Consider the following 21,662-nt stretch of genomic DNA (forward strand, 5'->3'; position numbering starts at 1 on the left):
CGCTAGCTTCCATTTTGACCACCTCGATTTAAATTTAATCGCCTAAAATCAATCGCCCATTTTGGCCAAAGATCAAGGAATTTTTTTTTATGGGCGTGCAAAAATAAAGCATCATTAAAAGCCGACTTTTATACAATCAAGTCACATATAACCTCATCAGTTAGTGGTCACTTACAGTTTTTTTTCAATCCACCACTTATCCACAAGCAACCCCATTTCTTTACCTTGAAAAATATCAGTTGTAGCACTATCTTGTAACCCAACAAACAAATGACCCCTATATGTTGTGTTTGAACTACAATGTATGGGTAGACCAAGATCACAAAGCCGAAACGTAATTTACAAAAATTACACAGAAATACACAAAAACACGGCCTTGTTCAGTTTTGTTAGGGAAATTAAGCAGAATGAACCAACAACTTACTGTTACCAAGCGTAACGGGCGCAAAGAAACGATCGATCTAGAGAAGATCCATCGCGTGATTACATGGGCAGCTGAAGGCTTGCACAATGTTTCTGTATCACAAGTAGAATTGAAAGCTCACATTCAGTTTTACGATGGCATCACCACTACTGACATTCATGAAACTATCATCAAGTCAGCAGCGGATTTAATCTCTGAAGAGACTCCTGATTACCAATATCTAGCAGCACGTCTGTCTGTATTCCACCTACGTAAAAAAGCGTACGGCGAATACGAGCCGCCTGCACTGTATGACCACGTTGCAAAACTGGTTGATATGGGTAAATACGACAGCCACCTTATGGAAGATTACACGAAAGCTGAATTCGAAGAGCTTGACGAGTACATCGACCACAAACGTGACTTAGACTTCTCTTACGCAGCGGTTAAGCAGCTCGAAGGTAAATACTTCGTGCAAAACCGTGTAACGAAAGAAATCTACGAGAGTGCTCAGTTCCTTTACATTTTAGTTGCTGCGTGTCTATTCGCTAAATACCCGAAATCGACTCGTCTTGACTACATCAAACGTTTTTACGACGCATCGTCTACGTTTAAGATTTCTCTACCTACACCGATCATGTCTGGTGTACGTACGCCTACTCGTCAATTCAGTTCTTGTGTACTGATCGAGTGTGGTGACAGCCTTGATTCTATCAACGCGACAGCAAGCTCAATTGTTCGTTACGTATCTCAACGTGCTGGTATTGGTATCAACGCAGGTCGTATCCGTGCGCTTGGTTCTGAAATCCGTAATGGTGAAGCGTTCCACACAGGCTGTATCCCTTTCTACAAATACTTCCAAACAGCAGTAAAATGTTGTTCTCAAGGTGGTGTTCGTGGCGGTGCAGCAACGGTATTCTACCCACTATGGCACGGTGAAGTTCAGTCTCTATTAGTACTGAAAAACAACCGCGGCGTTGAAGAGAACCGAGTTCGTCACATGGATTACGGCGTACAGCTGAACAAGCTTATGTACTCTCGCCTAGTTCAGGGTGGCAACATCAGCCTGTTCTCACCTTCAGACGTACCTGGCCTTTACGATGCGTTCTTCGAAAACCAAGACCGTTTTGAAGAGCTATACGTTAAGTACGAAAACGATCCTTCAGTGAAGCGTGAAACGGTTAAAGCCGTTGAGCTTTTCTCTCTGCTAATGCAAGAGCGTGCTTCTACTGGTCGTATCTACATTCAGAACGTTGACCACTGTAATACACACAGCCCGTTTGATTCTGAAGTAGCACCTGTTCGTCAATCGAACCTATGTCTAGAAATCGCGCTTCCTACTAAGCCACTTTCTAACGTAGAAGATGACGAAGGCGAAATTGCACTATGTACGCTTTCAGCATTCAACCTTGGCGCAATCAATGAACTGGACGACCTAGCAGAGCTTTCTGAGCTGGTTGTTCGTGCTCTAGATGCACTGCTTGATTACCAAGACTACCCGCTTCCAGCTGCATACAAGTCGACAATGAACCGTCGTACTTTAGGTGTAGGTGTAATCAACTACGCATACTACCTAGCGAAGAATGGTGTTAAGTACTCTGATGGCAGCGCGAATGGCCTGACTCACCGTACTTTTGAAGCAATTCAATACCACTTGCTAAAAGCATCTGTTGAACTAGCGAAAGAGCAAGGCCGTTGCCCATCTTTCCACGAGACCAACTACGCGAAAGGCCTACTGCCAATCGATACTTACAAAAAAGATATCGACTTAGTATGTGAAGAGCCACTGCACTACGATTGGGATTCTCTACGTGAAGAGATCATGGAGCACGGTCTGCGTAACTCTACGCTAACAGCGCTTATGCCTTCTGAGACATCGTCTCAAATCTCGAACGCGACTAACGGTATCGAGCCACCACGTGGTTACGTATCAGTGAAAGCATCGAAAGACGGCATCCTTAAGCAAGTGGTTCCAGATTTCCTAAATCTTAAAGAGAACTACGAGCTACTTTGGAACATTGGTTCTAACGACGGTTACCTACACCTAGTGGGTATCATGCAAAAATTCGTTGACCAAGCTATCTCTGCAAACACTAACTATGACCCAAGTGTTTACGACAGCGGTAAAGTACCAATGAAGAAGCTGCTTCAAGACCTACTAACAGCGTACAAGTACGGTGTTAAGACGCTTTACTACCATAACACTCGTGATGGTGCTAAAGACGACCAAGGCGATGCAGTTCAAGTGCCGGAAGAAGATTGTGAAGGCGGCGGTTGTAAGATCTAAACCGCAATAAACATTAAGACCCCAGAGAAGAGTTATCTTCTCTGGGTTTAAAGCATTAACAGGGTCCGTTTTATTACGGGTCTTTAAAGGATTTGAGGCATTTATGGCTTACAGTACTTTTTCTCAGCAAAAAAATGACCAACTAAAAGAACCAATGTTCTTGGGTCAGTCGGTAAACGTTGCACGTTACGACCAACAAAAATTCGAAATCTTCGAAAAGCTTATCGAGAAGCAGCTTTCTTTCTTCTGGCGTCCAGAAGAAGTAGACGTGTCTAGCGACCGTATCGACTACAACAAGCTTCCTGAGCATGAAAAGCACATCTTCATCTCTAACTTGAAGTACCAAACGCTTCTAGATTCAATCCAAGGCCGCAGCCCTAACGTTGCCCTACTTCCATTGGTATCTCTACCAGAAGTTGAAACTTGGATTGAAACTTGGTCTTTCTCTGAAACGATTCACTCTCGTTCTTACACGCACATCATCCGTAACATCGTGAATGATCCAGGCGTAGTATTCGACGACATCGTTGAAAATGAAGAGATTCTGAAGCGTGCTAAAGACATCGCTTTCTACTACGACGACCTAATCAAGCTAACGGCTGACTACCACCGCTACGGTGAAGGCAACCACAGCATCAACGGCGAAGACGTCAAGATTTCACTTCACGATCTGAAGAAGAAACTTTACCTATGTCTAATGTCTGTAAACGCACTAGAAGCGATTCGTTTCTACGTAAGTTTCGCATGTTCATTTGCATTCGCTGAGCGTGAGCTAATGGAAGGTAACGCGAAGATCATCAAGCTAATCGCTCGTGATGAAGCCCTTCACCTTACTGGTACACAGCACATGATCAACTTGCTACGCAATGGTCAAGATGATTTTGAATTCATGCAGATCGCTGAAGAGTGTAAGCAAGAGTGTTTCGACCTATTCAAAGAAGCGGCTGAGCAAGAGAAAGAGTGGGCAGAATACCTATTCAAAGATGGCTCTATGATTGGTCTGAACAAAGACATTCTTTGCCAATACGTTGAGTACATTACCAACATCCGTATGCAGGCTGTTGGCCTAGGTACGGCTTACCCAGCAGCAACGTCGAACCCAATTCCATGGATCAACGCTTGGTTGTCTTCAGATAACGTTCAAGTTGCTCCACAAGAAGCAGAAATCAGTTCTTACCTAGTTGGCCAAATCGACAACGAAGTAAAAGCTGACGACTTTGAAGGATTTGAGCTGTAATGCCAACAATCAAAATCAACAAACTGACTTCAATTGAATCTAACCCTTCAAACACTCTGTTGGAAACAATGGAACAAGCTGGGTTAGAGCCAGAATACAACTGCCGAGATGGTCACTGTGGCGCTTGCCGCTGCACGTTGGATTCTGGTGAGGTCGAGTACGTTGGTTTTGCTATGGCTTACACGCAAGGTAATGAGATATTGCCTTGTATCTGTAAAGCAAAGACTGAGCTATCGCTGAGTAACGTTATTCATAGAAACAAGCAAAAACGCGCATAAGCCAGCTGGCTTTAGGTCACTTTGTTCGAATATCGTCAATAAGAATCAAAAAAGGGTCCGCTTCCTTTAGGAATGCGGACCCTTTTCTATTTATGTCTTTAGGTATCTAAAGCGACTCGTCTATCACTCAACCAAATCTTCCTGTTGACTTGTGTCATACAAAGCCAAACGTTTATTGCTGAGTCAGGTTAAGAGTCACAGAGCTAATATAACAAGCGCTTCGGCACTCTCCACAGCCGTTACACTTATCTTTGTCCACTGTAGGCAACTCTCCTACTTCGATGTGTATTGCACCAGCTGAACACGCCGTTTGGCATGCTGAACAGTCCATTTGCATGTAATTATTGCAGCTATCCGCAAAGCTCGGCTTGAGGTCGATATAAGGCGTGACCGTTGGATGAAGTGCGCCGGTCGGACACACTTCAGTGCATTTGTTACACATAGAACAACTGTTGTAATCCAAATTCAGCAGCGCACTGCCCTCTAGCATCTCAATAACGCTATTTGGACACGATTGTTCACACAATCCACAACCGTCGCAAAGACGCTCAAACAGCACCTCATCGACCGCTCTTGGCGGTCTTGCATGCAAGCGCTGTGATATCTCTTCATAATTCGCGGCTGCTTTAACCGGTTTAGAAAGTCGAGTTAAGAAACCGCGTCTATTTGAATTTATTTGTTCAGACATTAGTCGATATATAACTTTTTAGTAGCAACGTTTAAATTATATTCAGATATTAAGTACTTAAACCAATCTATTACATCAACCGATAGCTTTTTATAAAAAGATAACTCTGATGCTTTATTTAGTTTTTCTAAATAAACAGAAGACCAAGTCAATAAGTGACCCTCAAGTAATTCACCGGCTGAATTAATATTATTATTTTCTAACAAATACGCATGAGCGAATAACATTAAACCAAATTGATCTTCCGGCTCTCTTAACCCAGTGTCTAATTCAATCTGATTCAATTCTAAAAACTGGCGATACTCAACCGTAGAAGCACCAAACACAACGCGGTCTTTATCTAGGTACACAGAACCCCAAGGCGGAGCTGGCATGTCTCCAACGCCTTCAAACAGGCGGCTGAACTCTGCTGCGAGCGCATCTTCGTCTTCGCTTCTTAATGCCTGCAAGCATTCTTCAGAGAGTACTTCGCTCTCAACCAAAGCTTCGACAATGGTGATTAACTGTTCTTTACTTGTCGCTTGATAAAATAGCGAACCCAACAATTTATGCGTATCGATAATCATTATTATTTATACCGTTATAGGTTTAAAGATAATTATATTAATTAACTCATTTCATTCTTTGATCTATTTTATACATTCAATTCATAAACTTTAAATTCCACACTTATTTGATGCCAATCAATCAATAATTCGAAATAAATACATAAAGAACAAACTACCTATAAAGTGCTAGCTATCAATAGCAAAAGGCATCTTAGAATGACGAATAAGAAAGAATCTGGGGTAATGAATCTTACTCGAAGAGGCTTCATGAAAGCTTCCTCTGCAGTAGGTAGTGCAGCTGCACTTGCGGGCGGTATTGCATTACCTTTCAAATCCAAACCAGTAGCGGCTGCAGTTGCTGAAAATGTGGATGAGAAAATCGTATGGAGTGCATGTACAGTAAACTGTGGCTCTCGCTGCCCACTGCGTATGCATGTACAAAACGGTGAAATCAAATACGTAGAAACAGACAACACAGGCACTGACGAATACGGTCATCACCAAGTTCGTGCGTGTCTACGTGGTCGCTCGATGCGCCGCCGTGTTTATAACCCAGATCGCCTAAAGTACCCAATGAAACGTGTGGGTAAACGTGGTGAAGGTAAGTTTAAGCGTATTAGCTGGGAAGAGGCTTATGATGAAGTCGCTGGCACCATGCAACGCCTTATCAAAGACTACGGTAACGACACTATCTACCTAAACTACGGTACAGGTACGCTGGGCGGCACGGTTACTAAATCTTGGCCACCAGCTCAAACGCTGATTGCTCGTCTAATGAACCTAAGTGGTGGTTACTTAAACCATTACGGTGACTACTCAACAGCGCAAATCACGAAAGGCTTGAGCTACACCTACGGCGGTTGGGCAAACAACAACTCTTTCTCTGATTTAGAGAACACTAAACTTAATATTCAGTTTGGTAATAACCCTGCTGAGACGCGTATGTCTGGTGGCGGCCAGATCCACCACTACGTTGAAAGCAAAAACAAATCAAACGCAAGAACGATCATCATCGACCCTCGCTACACCGATACTGCCGGTGGCCGTGAAGATCAATGGATCCCAATTCGTCCTTCTACAGATGCGGCATTGGTAGCGGGTCTTGCACACGTGATGATCACTGAAGACCTTGTCGACCAACCGTTCCTAGACAAATACTGCGTAGGTTACGATGAGAAGACCCTTCCTGCATCAGCGCCTAAAAACAGCGACTACAAATCTTACATCCTAGGTTTAGGTGAAGATGGCGTAGAGAAGACACCAGAATGGGCTTCTAAGATCACGGGTATTCCAGTTGACACCATCGTTAAGCTTGGCCGTGAAATGGGCACAGCGAAACCATGTGCGATTCACCAAGGTTGGGGCTTACAACGCACTGCGAACGGTGAACTAGCGTGTCGTGCAATCGCGATGCTGTCACTGCTCACTGGCTCTGTGGGCGTATCAGGCGGTTCAACAGGCGCTCGTGAAAGCGACATCAACATTCCATTTGTCCGCTTCCCTACTGTGCCAAACCCAGTTGAAACGTCTATTTCAATGTTCATGTGGACAGACGCGATTTACCGTCACCATGAAATGACCGACATCACTGATGGTGTTCGCGGTGCAGAGCGCCTTAAGAACCCAATCAAGATGATCTGGAACTACGCAGGTAACTGCATCATTAACCAACACTCAGACATCAACAAGACTCACGCGATTCTTCAAGATGAAAGTGCGTGTGAAATGATTGTCGTGGTTGATAACCATATGACGTCTTCAGCGAAGTACGCCGATATCATCCTGCCAGACTTAACAACGTCTGAGCAAGACGACTGGTGTATGGACGGTAAAGCGGCGAACATGCCTTACTTCATCTACGCGCAGAAAGCGATTGAGCCTCAGTTTGAAGCGAAATCTATCTACGAGATGTGTACTCAGCTTGCGAAACGAATGGGCGTAGAAAAAGAGTTCACCGAAGGCCGTACTCAAGAGCAATGGATTGAGCACCTTTACGCAGAAACTCGTAAGAACGATCCAACACTGCCAACCTTCGAAGAGATGAAAGAGCTGGGTATCTACAAACGTAGCTACGACCACCACTACATCGCTTATGAAGATTTCCGTAAAGATCCTGAAGCGAACCCACTGACCACACCAAGTGGCAAGATCGAGATCTACTCAGAGCAACTGGCTGATATCGCGAAGACTTGGAAGCTGAAAGAAGACGAAGTGATTCACCCACTTCCGATTTACGCGGACTCTTTCGAAGGTCATAACGACCCACTAGCAGAGAAGTACCCACTTCAGCTAACCGGTTTCCACTACAAGGCTCGTACTCACTCGACTTACGGCAACGTTGCAGAAATCAAAGCAGCAGCACCGCAAGAGTTGTGGATCAACCCAATCGATGCAAAAGAACGTGGTATTGAAAGCGGCGACATGGTGAGTATTTTCAACGACCGTGGCGAAGTACATATTCCAGCGAAAGTGACACCTAGGATTCTTCCTCGAGTTGTCGCACTAGGCGAAGGTGCATGGTACGCACCAGATGGTCAGAAGATCGACCATGCAGGCTCTATCAACGTGCTGACGACTCAGCGCCCGAGCCCACTTGCTAAGGGTAACCCTCAGCATACAAACCTAGTTCAAATCAAAGCGCTAAAGAAAGCATAAGGTAGGTTGGAATGAAACAATACGGCTTTTACATTGATTCAAGTAAATGCACGGGTTGTAAAACCTGTCAGCTTGCTTGTAAAGATTATAACGATCTAGACATCAAAACGAACTACCGTCGCGTATACGAATATGCCGGTGGTGGCTTCACTCAAGATGGTGATACCTGGGTTCAGAAAGATGTCTTTTCTTACTACCTATCTATCGCTTGTAACCACTGTACTAACCCAGCGTGTGTGAAAGTGTGTCCTTCGGGCGCAATGCACAAACGTGATGAAGACGGTTTGGTTGTGGTTGATGAGAGCGTATGTATTGGTTGTCAGCACTGTAGCAATGCGTGTCCTTACGGCGCACCACAATACAATGCTAAGAAAGGTCATATGACGAAATGCGATGGTTGTTACCAACGTGTTTCTGAAGGCAAACAGCCTATCTGTGTTGAGTCTTGCCCACTTCGTGCATTGGAGTTTGGTGAAATCAATACACTTCGCGAGAAGTACGGCTCTGGTGCGGATGTGGCTCCACTGCCATCTTCAACAGAAACGCTACCAAACATCGTGATTAAGCTGAACAAAAACGCGAAGCCGACTGGCGATACCAGCGGTCACCTAGCAAACCCGAAGGAGGTGTAAGATGATTTTTCATGAGTGGTCTTTAATCTTCTTTACGGTGCTGGCGCAAACTGCGGTTGGTGGTTACTTACTGATTGGCGCACGTGCACTGGTACTTGGTCATGACGAAGAGAAGCTGAACAGCTACAAGGTTCCAATGTTTATCCTATGGGTACTGATGGGTCTTGGCTTCATGTTCTCGACAACGCACCTTGGCTCTCCACTGCGCGCGTTTAACGCTTTTAATCAGCTAGGTTCGGCTTGGTTGTCTAACGAAGTGTTCTTCGGTGCGGCATTCTTCGCTGTCGGTGGCCTGCAATGGTTACTGTCGGTAGTCAAGAAAGGTGGCGTTGCTATCCAGAAAGCACTGATGGTTGGCGCGATGGTACTGGGTGTTATCTTCATGTACGCGATGATCAACGTATACATGATCAACACAGTACCGACGTGGGACAACATCTACACACCACTGAGCTTCATCATGACGATGGTTGTGGGTGGCTTGCTGTTATCTCAGTTCGTGATTGTATTCGCAAACGACAGCCGCTTTACGGTTGACCGTAACATCACCATGTTGGCTGTTATCGCTGTTGCTATCAGCTTGCTTGTGACAGTAGGAAAACTGAACCTAATCGGAGACATCCAAACTTCAGCGGCAAAAGCGTCTGAGTTAGTCGATGGTTTAGGTAGCTATGTGATTCTTCAAGTGGCACTGCTAATGGCAAGCTTGTTGATTTGGATTCTACCTATGCTGAACAAAGCAAAAGTGAACCCAGTTAACCTTGGCTTAGCACTAGTATTGTTCTTGGCTTCAGAGTTAATCGGCCGTGGTTTGTTCTACAGCCTACATATGACAAGCGGTTTGTAATCGAGTTATTACAGACATGAGTTGCGTGTAAACATCGCTGCTTGTTTGGTTATCTAGAAGGCTAGATAAACAAAAGGCCCAACACCTATTTAGATGTTGGGCCTTTTTATTTCGTTTTTTCTAGCGTTTTTAATACAGACTTAGCGAGTTCGCTTACATCGTTAGCTTACATAGCTACTTAATGATAGCCGCTGGAATAAACATGTCTTTTAATCGCTTAACCGAAGAATAAGTACCAAACATCGGTTTGTTATCTAAATGCCTTCTCAGCATATCGGCGGCAACGGTCTTAATCACGTTGCGTTGGTCTTCACGCGAGTACTGACGATAAAACTCAAGTACCTGCCCCCACTCGCCTGCTTCAGTCGACAATGCAACGCTGAATGTGTTGCCTTCCAGCTTACCAGTCACCAAAGCCAATTCAGTTCCGCACTTATCTCTTGTTGCTCCAGCCAGCGCAAAGGTCGCGGCTAATGGATCGCTCTTTTCAAGTTCGCTCTCTTTTGGCTCAGCCATCACCCATGAGTGTCCGAAGCAATCTTCTATCTGCTCATTCAATTGCAGCCACGCTGACAGTGAACCTTTGGTCGACACTTCAGACACAGATAACGTCTTCTTTTTTTCCGCCATGATGTGTCCAATATGGTCAATCATCGGCTCATCAACACTAACGACATTACTCTCTAGCAGCTTGTAAACCATCTGCAGCAGCTTAACGCGAGTTTCTAAGTCTGCCTTAGGACCAAACAGTTTGACCTCAATGAACGGCAGATAAGAGCGATAACCAAGTTCATAACCTTCTGGCAGCTTTAGTTGATCCAAAACATCAGAGATACCGGACTCAGACAAACCAAACGTAAACAGTCGACTGCATTCAGAGGCAACCACTTGAGGGTAGGTACACGACAAGTCAGGAAGAATCTCAAACGTCACCATGCGCTTGAATTCACTTGGTACACCCGGCGTGAAATAGAAAGTCGCATCGTTAATTTTCAGTTTAAAGCCACAAGCCGTCCCCACAGGGTTATCGACAATCTCTGAACTCGCAGGTAACAAAGCTTGTTTAAGGTTGCTGTCTGGCATTAGCATGCCACGTCCAGAGAACATCTCTTCCATACGAGCAAGCCATTCAGGGAACATGACGAGTTTCTGCTCGGAAGCAGCTGCAGCGGCGGCAGCACTCATATCATCGGTTGTCGGGCCTAAACCACCATTAACGATAACCACATCATAGTTAAAGCTCAGCATCAGCAGTTCTTCAACAAGAGCATTCATTTGATCACCCACAGTTGAGCGCTTAGCAAGCGCAAAACCATGCTGATAAAACTCAGCAGACATCCAAGCTGCGTTTGTATCTACAATGTCTCCATGAAGAACTTCTTCACCTGTGCTTAACATTGCGATTTTCGTCATATTTCTATCCCTTGTTGTCATAAAAAGACACTGCATTATTTACAAACTGGTCTATGGTTGAATTTGGAGCAATTCGCCTTTTCACTAATATTAATAATGTTAAACCTAAGGTTTTCTTAGGAAAAGCTATAAATTATTAGTTCCCTAAATCAGGCATTTAATAGATAATTGTGATCCTGATCAATTCCAAACTTTCTCATGGAGACCCTTGTGGCCAAATCACCGTTACTAGCAAAGGTTACTGCCGCATTTTCAATGCTAATGTCAGTTAACTCGGTTGCAAGCCAATACGACTTCGACCAGCCAATCAACCTTTCTTACTCGGATGAATGTGCTCAAGATTACTGTTTTAATGACAACTTGTACACCTACAAGCCTAGTACCAATTACGCACTGAGCGAATCGAGTGATGAGTACGACTTCTCAATCCAACAACCAAAACACATGTTGGTGAGTCAGGAGAAAGATTGGGATTACCTAATGGGTCAAACCTACACCATTCTTGGCTTGAGTGTCGCGACAGTGGGTCTAATGACTCTGCTCCCTGAAAGTATTACTAAGTGGGATGATGACCAACGTGATATCAGCTCATTAGGTAAAAAGTGGAAAGATAACGTTTCTGCTGGTCCAACATGGGACCGTGACGAACACTTCCTAAACTACGTAATGCACCCATATTTCGGTGGTGTTTACTACACCGCAGCTCGACACGCAGGTTACGACGAGTTTGAGTCATTCTTATACTCTTGGACTATGTCGACGTTCTTCTGGGAATACGGCGTAGAAGCGTTTGCAGAAGTACCTTCATGGCAAGATCTCTTCATCACACCTTTCTTCGGTGCGGTTGTCGGTGAAATGATGCTAGAAGCAGAGCAGGATATCATTGCTTCAGGTGGCGAAGTGATGGGCTCTCAAACCATGGGTGATGTGTCGCTATTCTTCCTTAACCCTGTTGGACACATTCACTACTGGGTAAGTGATGCATGGGGTGGTGATGCAGAAGTTAACCTGAATACTAACCCTTGGTGGGATAACCAAGACGCTGCACGTTTTGCTTACGATGCTGGCGCACCATACGACTCTCAGTTTGTTGGTATGAACTTCAAAGTAACGTTCTAATTCGTCTCTAGTACTACTCAATATAAGTTATTGAATATAAGTTGCTGAATCATCAATCACAGTGACAACTCTTCTAAAAAGCGGCTCTCTAGCCGCTTTTTTTGTGCCCTACTCTTCATTCTCTTTTTTTGCATCGAAGCTTAGTTTCAAAAATTGACCTAGGTCAAACATTGTTCGATGTAACCTTCTACACTGAAATTAAAGAACTTTATCGCGTGATATCAAACATTTAATTAGCAAAGAATAATTGAAACCTTGGGGGCTGATATGAACAGTACATTTATCGTAAACTTTATCGGAAAAGCATCACCAGCAACAATCAAACAGCTTGCTGCGGTTACTCACGAAAACGACGGCAAATGGCTCATCAGTAAAGTGAACTTTATTGAAGACCAAGTCGCAGGCGTACTAAAGGTTCAACTTCCAGCCATCAACGAATCGATTGTAAAAGAAGCGTTCAGCGCCAATCCAGATCTCATCGTGCAGTTTGTCGATTCCGATCATACACACAATGTTCAAGACACGGTCCATCACTTAAGACTCGACTCTAACGACCGAGCAGGTATCGTCAACGAAGTGACTCATGTATTGGATAGACAAGGGATCAGCATTCTCGATATGGATTGTCATCGTGTGTTTATCGCAGGTGGTGGCGGTGTTAGCTCAAGCCTATTCACATCAAAAATCGCCGTTAAACTGCCAATTGAAGTTCTGATTGATGATGTCGTCAACGAGCTAGAAACGCTCAGTGAAGATACTCGTGTGATGATTGAAAGCTAAATAAACAAAATTAAAGAACAAAAAAGAGCAGCTCATTAGCTGCTCTTTGTATTGCTCTGAACTTGTGATTCAGTTACTTAACTGACCATTGTGATAATGAGCGTTTGAAGTCTTCATAGCCGAATTCATTTAGCTTCTGAACATCACCACTGCTACGTTCACAGTAGATTGAAGGCATTTTAAGGCCATTGAACCAGTTCAATTTCACCATTGTGTAACCCGCGCTGTCTAACAGATGCAGCTTTTGACCAATCTTAAGTGGCTCATCAAAGCTCGCTTCGCAGAACTGATCGCCCGCAAGACATGAACACGAACCAATCACGTAGTCATGGCTGCCTGTTTCTGATGCTTCCAATACTGATGCGGGCTCATTGTAGATAAGCGTGTCAAGACGGTGCGCCTCAGTCGCTGAATCCACAATCGCTGTTTTCTTCACGTTCTCAACAATATCGACCACTGTCACAACTAGGTCGGTTGTTTTAGTGATGATCGCTTCACCCGGCTCAAGATACATCTGCACACCGTGCTTTTCAGAGAAGGCTTTCAGCGCAAGACCGAGTTTTTCGATGTCATAGCCAGGCCATGTGAAGAACACACCTCCGCCCATGCTCACCCAGTCCAACTTATCTAAGTGCTCACCAAACTGTTCTGAGATTGAATCAAGCAGGCCGATAAACGCATCGACGTCTTTGTTCTCACAGTTCATGTGGAACATCACACCATTAATCTCATCGAAAATTTCTGGTTTGATGTGGTCAGCTTGCACGCCCAAACGCGAGAATTGACGTGCTGGATTCGCCAAGTCTTGCCCTGCGTAGCTCACGCCCGGATTTAAACGTAAACCCAGTGAAGCTTTACCTTCAACAATATGACGGTAAGCAACAAGTTGGCTTTGAGAGTTGAAGATCATCTTGTCGCAGATGTCAGCAACCTCTCTCACGTCATCTTCACTGTAGCCCACACTGTAAGCATGAGTTTCACCGCCAAAAGTTTCGTGACCTAATTTCACTTCATAAGGGCCAGAACTAGTAGTACCGTCTAGGTACGGTTTGATGATGTCAAACACGCCCCAAGTCGAGAAGCACTTAAGCGCAAGTACCAATTTCACACCTGAAATCTCTTTCAGTTGCTTGGCTTTTTCTAAGTTCGCAATCAACTTGTCTTCGTTGATCATGAAATATGGGGTTTTTAGTTCTTCTTTCTTAAACGTCATTTTTGTAAACACTCAAGCAGCATCTATAGATGGAAAGGTAAATTAACAATTTTGGTGTGATTTATTTTGATTTTGTCCTGTCCGAGCGCAGTGAGTTACAAAATCAAAATAAATGATACCAAAGCTTCAAGGCTATCATCATCGAAAAGGGAACAATCCATGTCCCCTTTAATTAGCAATCAAAACAAGAAATCAGTTCTTATTTTTTCAGCTCATGAATCACTGGAAGACCTTGGCCTGCTTCAAGCTCTTGAACATGCCAATCTAGACCAATTTCCGGCATAGTTGCTAGGAACGGATCTGGATTTAGCTGTTCCATGTTGAACACGCCTTTATCAGCCCATTCGCCACGGAAGAACTGAAGTGCAGCGGTAATCGCTGGAACACCAGTTGTGTAAGAGATCGCTTGGTGCTCTACGTCTTCGTAAGCCACTTCGTGGTCTGCGTTATTGTAGATGAATACGCTACGCTCTTTACCATCTTTCTTACCTTGAACCCAAGTACCGATACACGTTAAACCAGTGTAACCCGGAGCTAGAGATGTTGGATCTGGTAGTAGTGCTTTAAGAACATGCAGAGGCTGAACCACAGTACCATCGTGCAGTGTTAGCGGATCTGGGCTAAGAAGACCGATATCACGCATGCAGTTGAAGTAGTTCAAGTATGCATCACCAAAGCCCATCCAAAATTCGATACGCTTAGCTGGGATGAACTCTTTCATTGAACGAACTTCATCGTGCGCCATTGAGTAAACTTTGTGAGAACCACAGTTCGGGAATTCAAACTCAAGCATACGAGAGTGACAAGGTACTTGTTTCCACTCTTCATTTTCCCAGTAGAAAGAATCGCCTTGGATCTCAAGCATGTTGGTTTCTGGGTCAAAGTTTGTCGCAAACTTCTTGCCGTGGTCACCAGCATTCACATCCATTACATCAATTGAGTCAATCTCATCGAACAAGTGCTTAACCGCGTATGCAGCAAAGATTGATACCACACCTGGATCGAAACCAGCACCAAGAATACCTGTGATGCCTGCTTCAGCGAACTTCTCACGGTAGCCCCACTGCCAATCGTAAGCTTGTGGTACTTGTTGGCCTTCAGAACATAGGTCAACCGCTACCGATGTATCTAAATAAGAAACTTTAGATTGGTAACATGCTTCCATGATTGCCATGTTTACCCAAGGAGGACCAGCGTTGATCACTAGATCCGGCTGAACTTCTTTAATCAAAGCAACAAGCGCATCAACATCATCAGCGTCTACTGAACGTGCTTCTAGTTTCTTAGTTGAATCTTTAAGGTTGTTTTTGCCCTTGATAGATTCGATGATTTTTTCACACTTCGCGATTGTGCGAGAAGCGATTGTGATATCACCCAGTACTTCGTTATTTTGTGCTGCTTTGTGTGCAACAACCCAACCAACGCCGCCTGCACCAATTTGTAGAATAGCCATAGTATTAATTACCCTTGTTGTTCTGCTAGCTCAGTGGCTAGAGTTTGAATTTTGTTAATTAGAGATTTGAAATCTGATGTCTTTAGGCACGGATTCAAGATAGTGAATTTAAGCGCACTCTTACCATCCACGACCGTTTCACCGAGTACTGCAACACCACGAGTCAGCGCTTCCAGTCTTAGCGTTTGATTCAATTTGTCTAAATCTAGCTCGCCGTTTGCTGACGGCTTAGATCGGAACAGCACTGTTGATAGTGACGGCTCTGCGAGTAGCTCTAAGTCAGCTTGGTTTTGAATCAGGTCTGCCACTTCTAGCGTTTGCTCAAGAAGATGGTCGTACATATCACCCAACTGCTTTGGTCCAACGCTTTGCATCGTCATGAAGACTTTCAATGCATCGAAACGCTTGGTGGTCGCAATAGACTTATCGACTAGATTTGGCAGTTCATCGTGTTCGCGGTTTAGGTAATCTGCGTGATGTAGAAGGTACTTAAAGTTCGCTTTGTCTTTCAACAATACCGCGCCGCAGCTGATTGTTTGATAGAACAATTTGTGGAAATCGACACTCACAGAGTCCGCTTTTTCGATGCCTTGTAAGCGAGCCTTGTGGCTACTCAAGATAAGCGCGCCACCGTAAGCACTGTCGACATGGAACCAAAGGCCTTGTTGGCTTGCGAGGTCTGCAATCGCATCAAGGTCGTCGATAGCACCGTGATCGGTTGTACCCGCCGTACCGACAACAGCAAAAGGAATCAACCCTTGTGCTTTAAGCGCTTTCACTTCTGCATCTAACAAATCAGGCTTGATAGTGCCGTTTGCATTGGTGTCAACACAGCACACTGCCGCTTCGCCTAGCCCTAGTAGAGAGGCTGACTTTTGAACCGTGAAGTGAGATTTCTTTGAACATAAGATACGCAGCTTGCTCGCGTATTCTGGTAAGCCAAGCTTTTGGATTGAGTGACCATTGTGCTTATCCGCAACCCAGTCTCTCGCAAGCAATAAACCCATTAGGTTACTTTGCGTGCCACCGCTAGTGAAAACACCGTCAGCTTGTGCGCCAAGTTGGTATTTGTCACACATCCAATCCACGACGCGCTGCTCAACATAAGTCGCAGCCGATGCTTGGTCCCATGAATCCATTGATTGATTCAATGCCGCGATAATCGATTCCGCTGCTACCGAAGCCATAAGAGGAGGAGTGTGAAGGTGTGCAATGCAATCTGGGTGTTGCACGAAGATGGAGTTTGCAGCGACAAGGTCTGCAGTACTATCTACAACATCAACCAAAGCGTGTTGATTGTTATCAAGGTCGACAGCATTGATAGCTGCTTCTAGCACTTTTGGATCTAAACCCGAATAAGGGGTTTCAACCTGTTCAAAAACCGCTTTCATCGCTTGAGTGGTTTGGTTCATCACGTTAGCAAATTCGTCGCTACCGCCTAAACCTGTATGGATGAAATGCTTGTTCCATTCTTGGTTTGCTTGTTCGCTTGAAGCTGGGTCTTGTTGTAAGCCACCACCAGCTGCGATGATCGCTTCTTCCATTACGCGGAGTGCAAAGTCAATCTGCTCAAAAGAGATAATCATTGGCGGAAGGAAACGAATTACCGAGCCATCACGACCACCCTTTTCAACCATCAAGCCACGCTCTAACGCTGCTCGTTGAATCGCTAGGGTTAGTTCGCCGTCTGATTGTGGTTCGCCAAACTTGTTAAGCTCACCATTTGGTTGTTTGATCTCAGCACCGAGCATCAGGCCTTTACCACGAACTTCAGCAATACAGCTAACGCGTGATTGAATCTTCTCAAGCCCGTGACGTAAATATTGGCCTGCGATGTTCGCGTGCTCAACTAAGCCATCTCGTTCGATGATCTCCAACGCCTTAGCGCCAGAGACCATTGCTAATTGGTTACCACGGAATGTACCGGTGTGCTCACCCGCTTTCCATGTATCAATGCTCTTATCGAACACAAGCAGCGACATAGGCAGTCCGCCACCAATCGCTTTAGATAAACATAAGATATCTGGATTAACACCAGACTCTTCAAACGCAAATCGATGGCCAGTTTTGCCCACACCACACTGAATCTCATCAAAAATCAGTAGGATGCCGTGCTCATCACAGATGCGACGTAGGCCTTGTAACCAAGATGCTGGAGCAGGAATCACACCGCCCTCACCTTGCACAGGCTCAACGATCATCGCCGCCGGTTTCATGATGCCAGACTCGTCATCATTCAACATACGTTCGATGTAACGAATGCTCGCGTTAGCACCCGCTTCACCACCAATACCAAACGGGCAGCGTAGGTTGTTTGGGAAAGGCATGAAGTGCACATCAGACATCAAGCCGCTACGACGCTCTTTAGTGCCGAGGTTACCCATCATACCCATGGTGCCGTTCGTCATACCATGGTAAGCACCACGGAAAGCAAACATGGTGTTGCGACCTGTGGTTTGCTTGGCGAGCTTGATCGCCGCTTCCACAGCGTCAGCGCCAGATGGGCCACAGAATTGAAGAACCGAGTTATTTGAAAAGTCTTGAGGAAGAAAAGCTTTAACTCGCTTGATAAACGTCTCTTTTGCTTGAGTCGTGATATCAAGTGTTTGGTATGGCAAACCAGAATCGAGTTGGTCTTTAAGTGCTTGGTTAATCTCAGGGTGGTTGTAACCCAGAGAAAGTGTACCTGCACCGGCTAAGCAATCGAGAAAGAGTTGGCCACGAGTATCTTCAACTAAAGCGCCACATGCTCGTTTAATAGCAATAGGCAGGCGTCTTGGGTAAGAGCGAACATCCGACTCATGCTGTTCTTGCTCTAGCAAAATAGCGTCAGGTGTTAGGTCGTACGTTCCCTCTAAGATAGGAACCATAGTTGAAAATGAATTTGCGATAGTATTGATATCGACTTCAAAGGCGGTAGTCATAAAAGTCCCCTTGAATGTGTTCATACTCACCTCCATCAGACGCAATTACCCACCAACTCTCGTTAAATTTGGAGAGAGTTCATAGTGAAGTACACGTATTGTCTAGAAATGAGATATAGCTGTACGCTCGCATAAGTCAAATGACGAATACGAAATTAAGCCGTCTTAAGACAGCGATAAATTGTTAGCGTGAGCTCAAGGTTCAGTAATGCTACTGTTTTGAAGAATTGGACATTTTTGCAGGATCGGGCAGCTATGAGGAGCTGGTCCCTTTGGAAATGCAGAGCTGATTAGCAATGTTGTAATTAGTGTGTTCAATGTTGGGTTTCCCATTAACATGACGAACTGCGCCATAAGTATCCCGTCTATCAGCTAAAGGACTAGCCAATACCTACCCTACGTAATGTCCCAATCAGCAAGAATGGTCACTACGCGTATCCCCCAGAAGCAATCGTTGCTCTTCTTGAACATTTTCATTCCGAGATTGCGCGGGAAAGTAACATAAAGTGAAATGAACGATCAATAGTTTTTAGTAATAGCTTGATAAATAGCAGCGGTGGCTAAGCAATTGCTGTAAATATCGTCACACTATCGTTTGGAAAAGAGATCCCCGGTTCATTCGTTCCTCATACCCGAGGATGACGACGTGGGGTTATAAACGTTGCTAGAGAAGCTTTTAGGTCATGGCGTCACTCCCTAGAGCGAGGTATGAATTCATAGAGAACCCCTTACAACATGTCATTGTATTGCTTTATTCAAGAAACTATCTGATGCAATAGATTAAACTGAAGTTAATCAGCAAGCGGCAAGAGATCCCCGGTTCATTCGTTCCTCACACCCGAGGATGACGACGTGGGTGTACAGGCGGTGTTAGTGATGGCTTTGAGGCTGTGGCGCCTTTCCGTCATTCCTTAGCCTGAAGAATGAGTTCATTGGGAGTCCCTTACAACATGTCGATGTATTGTTTTATTCAGAAACTATCTGATGCAATAGATTAAACTGAAGTTAATCAGCAAGCGGCAAGAGCTCCCCGGTTCGCTCGTTCCTCACGCCCGAGGATGACGACGTGGATTTATAAACGTTACTATAGAGACTTTGAGGTCATACCGTCTTTCCGTCATTCCCTAGCACGAGGAACGAGTTCATAGGGAATCTCGCTTTTAAAAACTAACTTGATTGCAAAATTTGAAACAGAGATAGAAATGAATGTTGAGTGCGGATTCGAACAAGAAGAGTTCTTAAACGTAAAAGCTAAACGTCAGAAACCAAAAAGCCCGAACATTTCTGTTCGGGCTTCTTAATTTGGAGCGATACATCGGGTTCGAACCGATGACCTCAACCTTGGCAAGGTTGCGCTCTACCAACTGAGCTAGTATCGCATTTGCTTTATCGAGATAAAGACTTTAATAGATGGTGCCCCGGGCCGGACTTGAACCGGCACAGCGCGAACGCCGAGGGATTTTAAATCCCTTGTGTCTACCAATTCCACCACCAGGGCACGCAATTCTTTATTGCGATGCCGATTACTGAAAAGTAAAACACCATCTTAATGCTGACGCGAATCAACATTACAAAATTTGGAGCGATACATCGGGTTCGAACCGATGACCTCAACCTTGGCAAGGTTGCGCTCTACCAACTGAGCTAGTATCGCATTTTCATTCAAATTCTTTCTAGAAGAAAGAGAGAATGGAGGCGCCTCCCGGAGTCGAACCGAGGTCCACGGATTTGCAATCCGCTGCATAGCCACTCTGCCAAGGCGCCTTTAATAGTGATTTAAGAGAACAACTCTTTGTTCATCACTCTACTCAAAATGTAGAAGCTAGATAGATGGTGCCCCGGGCCGGACTTGAACCGGCACAGCGCGAACGCCGAGGGATTTTAAATCCCTTGTGTCTACCAATTCCACCACCAGGGCAACGCAATCTTGCGAGGCCGATTACTGAAAAGTAAAAACACCATCTCTCAGCGACCTAAGCCGTGAGAACGAGGTGTACTTTAACGGAAGGAAAAAATTCGTCAACAATAAATTTTATCTTTTAATTCAAGTGATTAATTATCGAACTCAAAAGAATAAATTTAGTGCAGCTTGTACGGTTCTTATACTTGGATTTCTAATTTAAACGGACAAATCACTGACAACCATTGATTCAAATACCAATTGAATGCGGTGATTTTATTGTTTTAAACCAAGCAAATGGCGTTTTCATGTGCTTTTCACATTCAACGATTAGAGTTTGAAGTAACTCTTATTAAGAAGTAAACATGTGAAACCACTAAAACGATATCAATATGAGCGCTATGCCGTTCTTTGTAACCTCGCCTACCCTAGAGTTTTTAAGCAGACTCGCTATGGTTTTGACCCTAATGGACAACGCATCATCAAGAACCAGTTTGGTAAAACCATGATTAGAGTGTTGTGGAGTAGCGACAAAGATGAAGTGGTTGTGGTAATCAAAGGATCGCACAGTATCTCAGATTGGCTACTAACCTTTGCTCTATGGACAAGAAGCTGTAAGAGAATTGGGCTCAATTATCGTGTGCATGCGGGTTTCTACCATCTAATGTTTCAAGAGAGCCAGCCAAATCGTAATGAAGATAAGCTTGGCTTAACGGTAATTGAACGCTTGGAAGCGACGCTCATCCCGCTTTTAGAACAAGGAAAAAGAATCTCTATTACTGGTCACTCATCCGGTGGCGCTATCGGTTGTGTCTTCGCTGATTACTTTGATCAAAAGTACCCAGGCTGTATTAAACGAATAGTGACTTTTGGCCAACCCGCCATTGGTGATTGGAGCTTTCGAAAGCACTATCGCATGAGTAAGAAGACCTACCGAATTTGCTGTGACATCGACATCGTGACCTTCATGCCACCGGTTCCTTTGCTCTATTGGCATGTAGGTAAAGTGCTTTGGCTTTATAACGGACGAATCTATGAGAACACTCCTACATTAATCCGCCTTGGTCGCTCTATCTTTAGTTGGCTGATAAGACCTTTCTCTTACCACTTAATGAGCAAGTATATCCGTAACAAAGATTTCTTTGATAAGCATTGAAATGGGTACGTAGGAAGCTTTTAGCGGGGTCAAAAACGAAAAAACCAGTCACTAGGACTGGTTTTTTCTGAATGATGGAGGCGCCTCCCGGAGTCGAACCGAGGTCCACGGATTTGCAATCCGCTGCAT

The 21,662-nt window shown here is 44.6% G+C and carries 15 protein-coding genes and 5 tRNA genes; 9 read left to right on the forward strand and 11 right to left on the reverse strand.

The genetic code is table 11. From position 1 onward, the window contains the following. Nucleotides 1-407: 407 nt before the first annotated feature. The 3 genes from nrdA to yfaE all read left to right on the forward strand — a co-directional run bounded on the left by nrdA (nt 408) and on the right by yfaE (nt 4,205). Nucleotides 408-2,690, forward strand: a complete 2,283-nt coding sequence (gene nrdA, locus AB6F11_RS03335; RefSeq protein WP_017060992.1) for a class 1a ribonucleoside-diphosphate reductase subunit alpha — start codon at nt 408-410, stop codon at nt 2,688-2,690. Nucleotides 2,691-2,793: 103 nt separating this feature from the next. Beyond that, the gene (gene nrdB / locus AB6F11_RS03340) at nt 2,794-3,927 is read left to right on the forward strand and encodes a class Ia ribonucleoside-diphosphate reductase subunit beta (RefSeq protein WP_017063554.1); all 1,134 of its coding nucleotides are present in this window, start codon (nt 2,794-2,796) and stop codon (nt 3,925-3,927) included. Further along, nucleotides 3,927-4,205, forward strand: a complete 279-nt coding sequence (gene yfaE, locus AB6F11_RS03345; protein WP_010438115.1) for a class I ribonucleotide reductase maintenance protein YfaE — start codon at nt 3,927-3,929, stop codon at nt 4,203-4,205. The genes nrdB and yfaE overlap by 1 nt, the downstream gene beginning before the upstream one ends. A gap of 172 nt (nt 4,206-4,377) precedes the next feature. Here yfaE and napF read toward each other — a convergent pair whose 3' ends face one another. Together napF and AB6F11_RS03355 are read right to left on the reverse strand one after the other, a co-directional pair. Next, nucleotides 4,378-4,893 (reverse strand): ferredoxin-type protein NapF, encoded by a 516-nt coding sequence (napF, locus tag AB6F11_RS03350; RefSeq protein ID WP_104216165.1) that lies wholly within the window; start codon nt 4,891-4,893, stop codon nt 4,378-4,380. Further along, nucleotides 4,893-5,459, reverse strand: coding sequence for a molecular chaperone (locus AB6F11_RS03355; protein WP_017060995.1), 567 nt, complete (start codon nt 5,457-5,459; stop codon nt 4,893-4,895). The genes napF and AB6F11_RS03355 overlap by 1 nt, the downstream gene beginning before the upstream one ends. Nucleotides 5,460-5,657: 198 nt before the next feature. On the opposite strand from AB6F11_RS03355, the gene AB6F11_RS03360 reads away from it, so the two are divergent. The 3 genes from AB6F11_RS03360 to AB6F11_RS03370 are packed head-to-tail and all read left to right on the forward strand — an operon-like array spanning nt 5,658 to nt 9,575. Beyond that, a complete protein-coding gene (locus AB6F11_RS03360; RefSeq protein WP_017060996.1) occupies nt 5,658-8,096 on the forward strand; it encodes a DmsA/YnfE/YnfF family dimethyl sulfoxide reductase in 2,439 nt (812 codons plus the stop codon). 11 nt (nt 8,097-8,107) lie between these two features. Then, nucleotides 8,108-8,728: a DMSO/selenate family reductase complex B subunit gene (locus AB6F11_RS03365; protein ID WP_004733360.1), complete on the forward strand. Its 621-nt coding sequence runs from the start codon at nt 8,108-8,110 to the stop codon at nt 8,726-8,728. Between the two features lies 1 nt (nt 8,729). Next, the gene (locus AB6F11_RS03370; RefSeq protein WP_017060997.1) at nt 8,730-9,575 is read left to right on the forward strand and encodes a DmsC/YnfH family molybdoenzyme membrane anchor subunit; all 846 of its coding nucleotides are present in this window, start codon (nt 8,730-8,732) and stop codon (nt 9,573-9,575) included. A gap of 174 nt (nt 9,576-9,749) precedes the next feature. Here the strand turns inward: AB6F11_RS03370 and AB6F11_RS03375 are convergent, their stop codons facing one another. After that, nucleotides 9,750-10,988 (reverse strand): CinA family nicotinamide mononucleotide deamidase-related protein, encoded by a 1,239-nt coding sequence (locus AB6F11_RS03375; protein ID WP_104216166.1) that lies wholly within the window; start codon nt 10,986-10,988, stop codon nt 9,750-9,752. Between the two features lie 210 nt (nt 10,989-11,198). Here AB6F11_RS03375 and AB6F11_RS03380 point away from each other — a divergent pair, with 210 nt between their 5' ends. Together AB6F11_RS03380 and AB6F11_RS03385 are read left to right on the forward strand one after the other, a co-directional pair. Continuing rightward, on the forward strand, nt 11,199-12,107 hold the full coding sequence (locus AB6F11_RS03380) for a DUF3943 domain-containing protein (protein WP_017069173.1): 909 nt from the start codon (nt 11,199-11,201) through the stop codon (nt 12,105-12,107). 267 nt (nt 12,108-12,374) lie between these two features. Then, nucleotides 12,375-12,887, forward strand: coding sequence for a glycine cleavage system protein R (locus AB6F11_RS03385; protein ID WP_104216167.1), 513 nt, complete (start codon nt 12,375-12,377; stop codon nt 12,885-12,887). Nucleotides 12,888-12,960: 73 nt separating this feature from the next. On the opposite strand, the gene nspC is transcribed toward AB6F11_RS03385, so the two are convergent. The 8 genes from nspC to AB6F11_RS03425 form a co-directional block, all read right to left on the reverse strand. Next, entirely contained in the window at nt 12,961-14,100 is a 1,140-nt protein-coding gene (gene nspC / locus AB6F11_RS03390) for a carboxynorspermidine decarboxylase (RefSeq protein ID WP_104216168.1), read from the reverse strand. Between the two features lie 199 nt (nt 14,101-14,299). Further along, a complete protein-coding gene (locus tag AB6F11_RS03395) occupies nt 14,300-15,553 on the reverse strand; it encodes a carboxynorspermidine synthase (RefSeq protein WP_017061002.1) in 1,254 nt (417 codons plus the stop codon). 8 nt (nt 15,554-15,561) lie between these two features. Continuing rightward, nucleotides 15,562-18,501 carry a pyridoxal phosphate-dependent class III aminotransferase gene (locus tag AB6F11_RS03400; RefSeq protein ID WP_170964250.1) on the reverse strand — a complete coding sequence of 980 codons (2,940 nt, stop codon included), beginning with the start codon at nt 18,499-18,501 and terminating at the stop codon, nt 15,562-15,564. Between the two features lie 1,279 nt (nt 18,502-19,780). Beyond that, nucleotides 19,781-19,856 (reverse strand) — tRNA-Gly (locus AB6F11_RS03405). Nucleotides 19,857-19,888: 32 nt separating this feature from the next. Then, a tRNA-Leu gene (locus AB6F11_RS03410) sits at nt 19,889-19,975 on the reverse strand. A gap of 80 nt (nt 19,976-20,055) precedes the next feature. Further along, nucleotides 20,056-20,131 (reverse strand) — tRNA-Gly (locus AB6F11_RS03415). 36 nt (nt 20,132-20,167) lie between these two features. Continuing rightward, nucleotides 20,168-20,241: transfer RNA gene (locus AB6F11_RS03420), tRNA-Cys, on the reverse strand. 67 nt (nt 20,242-20,308) lie between these two features. Next, nucleotides 20,309-20,395 (reverse strand) — tRNA-Leu (locus AB6F11_RS03425). A gap of 349 nt (nt 20,396-20,744) precedes the next feature. Between AB6F11_RS03425 and AB6F11_RS03430 the strand changes: the two genes are divergently transcribed. After that, the gene (locus tag AB6F11_RS03430) at nt 20,745-21,533 is read left to right on the forward strand and encodes a lipase family protein (protein ID WP_017068939.1); all 789 of its coding nucleotides are present in this window, start codon (nt 20,745-20,747) and stop codon (nt 21,531-21,533) included. Nucleotides 21,534-21,662: the final 129 nt, after the last annotated feature.

Origin of the sequence: Vibrio sp. 10N.247.311.14 (assembly GCF_041467715.1) — a bacterium.
Taxonomy (GTDB): domain Bacteria; phylum Pseudomonadota; class Gammaproteobacteria; order Enterobacterales; family Vibrionaceae; genus Vibrio; species Vibrio crassostreae_C.

Excerpts from the sequence above, each read along its gene's own strand:
- nrdA (WP_017060992.1), top strand. The coding sequence starts at position 408 with ATGAACCAACAACTTACTGTTACCAAGCGTAACGGGCGCAAAGAAACG.
- nrdB (WP_017063554.1), top strand. The coding sequence starts at position 2,794 with ATGGCTTACAGTACTTTTTCTCAGCAAAAAAATGACCAACTAAAAGAA.
- yfaE (WP_010438115.1), top strand. The coding sequence starts at position 3,927 with ATGCCAACAATCAAAATCAACAAACTGACTTCAATTGAATCTAACCCT.
- napF (WP_104216165.1), bottom strand. The coding sequence starts at position 4,893 with ATGTCTGAACAAATAAATTCAAATAGACGCGGTTTCTTAACTCGACTT.
- AB6F11_RS03355 (WP_017060995.1), bottom strand. The coding sequence starts at position 5,459 with ATGATTATCGATACGCATAAATTGTTGGGTTCGCTATTTTATCAAGCG.
- AB6F11_RS03360 (WP_017060996.1), top strand. The coding sequence starts at position 5,658 with ATGACGAATAAGAAAGAATCTGGGGTAATGAATCTTACTCGAAGAGGC.
- AB6F11_RS03365 (WP_004733360.1), top strand. The coding sequence starts at position 8,108 with ATGAAACAATACGGCTTTTACATTGATTCAAGTAAATGCACGGGTTGT.
- AB6F11_RS03370 (WP_017060997.1), top strand. The coding sequence starts at position 8,730 with ATGATTTTTCATGAGTGGTCTTTAATCTTCTTTACGGTGCTGGCGCAA.
- AB6F11_RS03375 (WP_104216166.1), bottom strand. The coding sequence starts at position 10,988 with ATGACGAAAATCGCAATGTTAAGCACAGGTGAAGAAGTTCTTCATGGA.
- AB6F11_RS03385 (WP_104216167.1), top strand. The coding sequence starts at position 12,375 with ATGAACAGTACATTTATCGTAAACTTTATCGGAAAAGCATCACCAGCA.
- nspC (WP_104216168.1), bottom strand. The coding sequence starts at position 14,100 with ATGACGTTTAAGAAAGAAGAACTAAAAACCCCATATTTCATGATCAAC.
- AB6F11_RS03395 (WP_017061002.1), bottom strand. The coding sequence starts at position 15,553 with ATGGCTATTCTACAAATTGGTGCAGGCGGCGTTGGTTGGGTTGTTGCA.
- AB6F11_RS03400 (WP_170964250.1), bottom strand. The coding sequence starts at position 18,501 with ATGAACACATTCAAGGGGACTTTTATGACTACCGCCTTTGAAGTCGAT.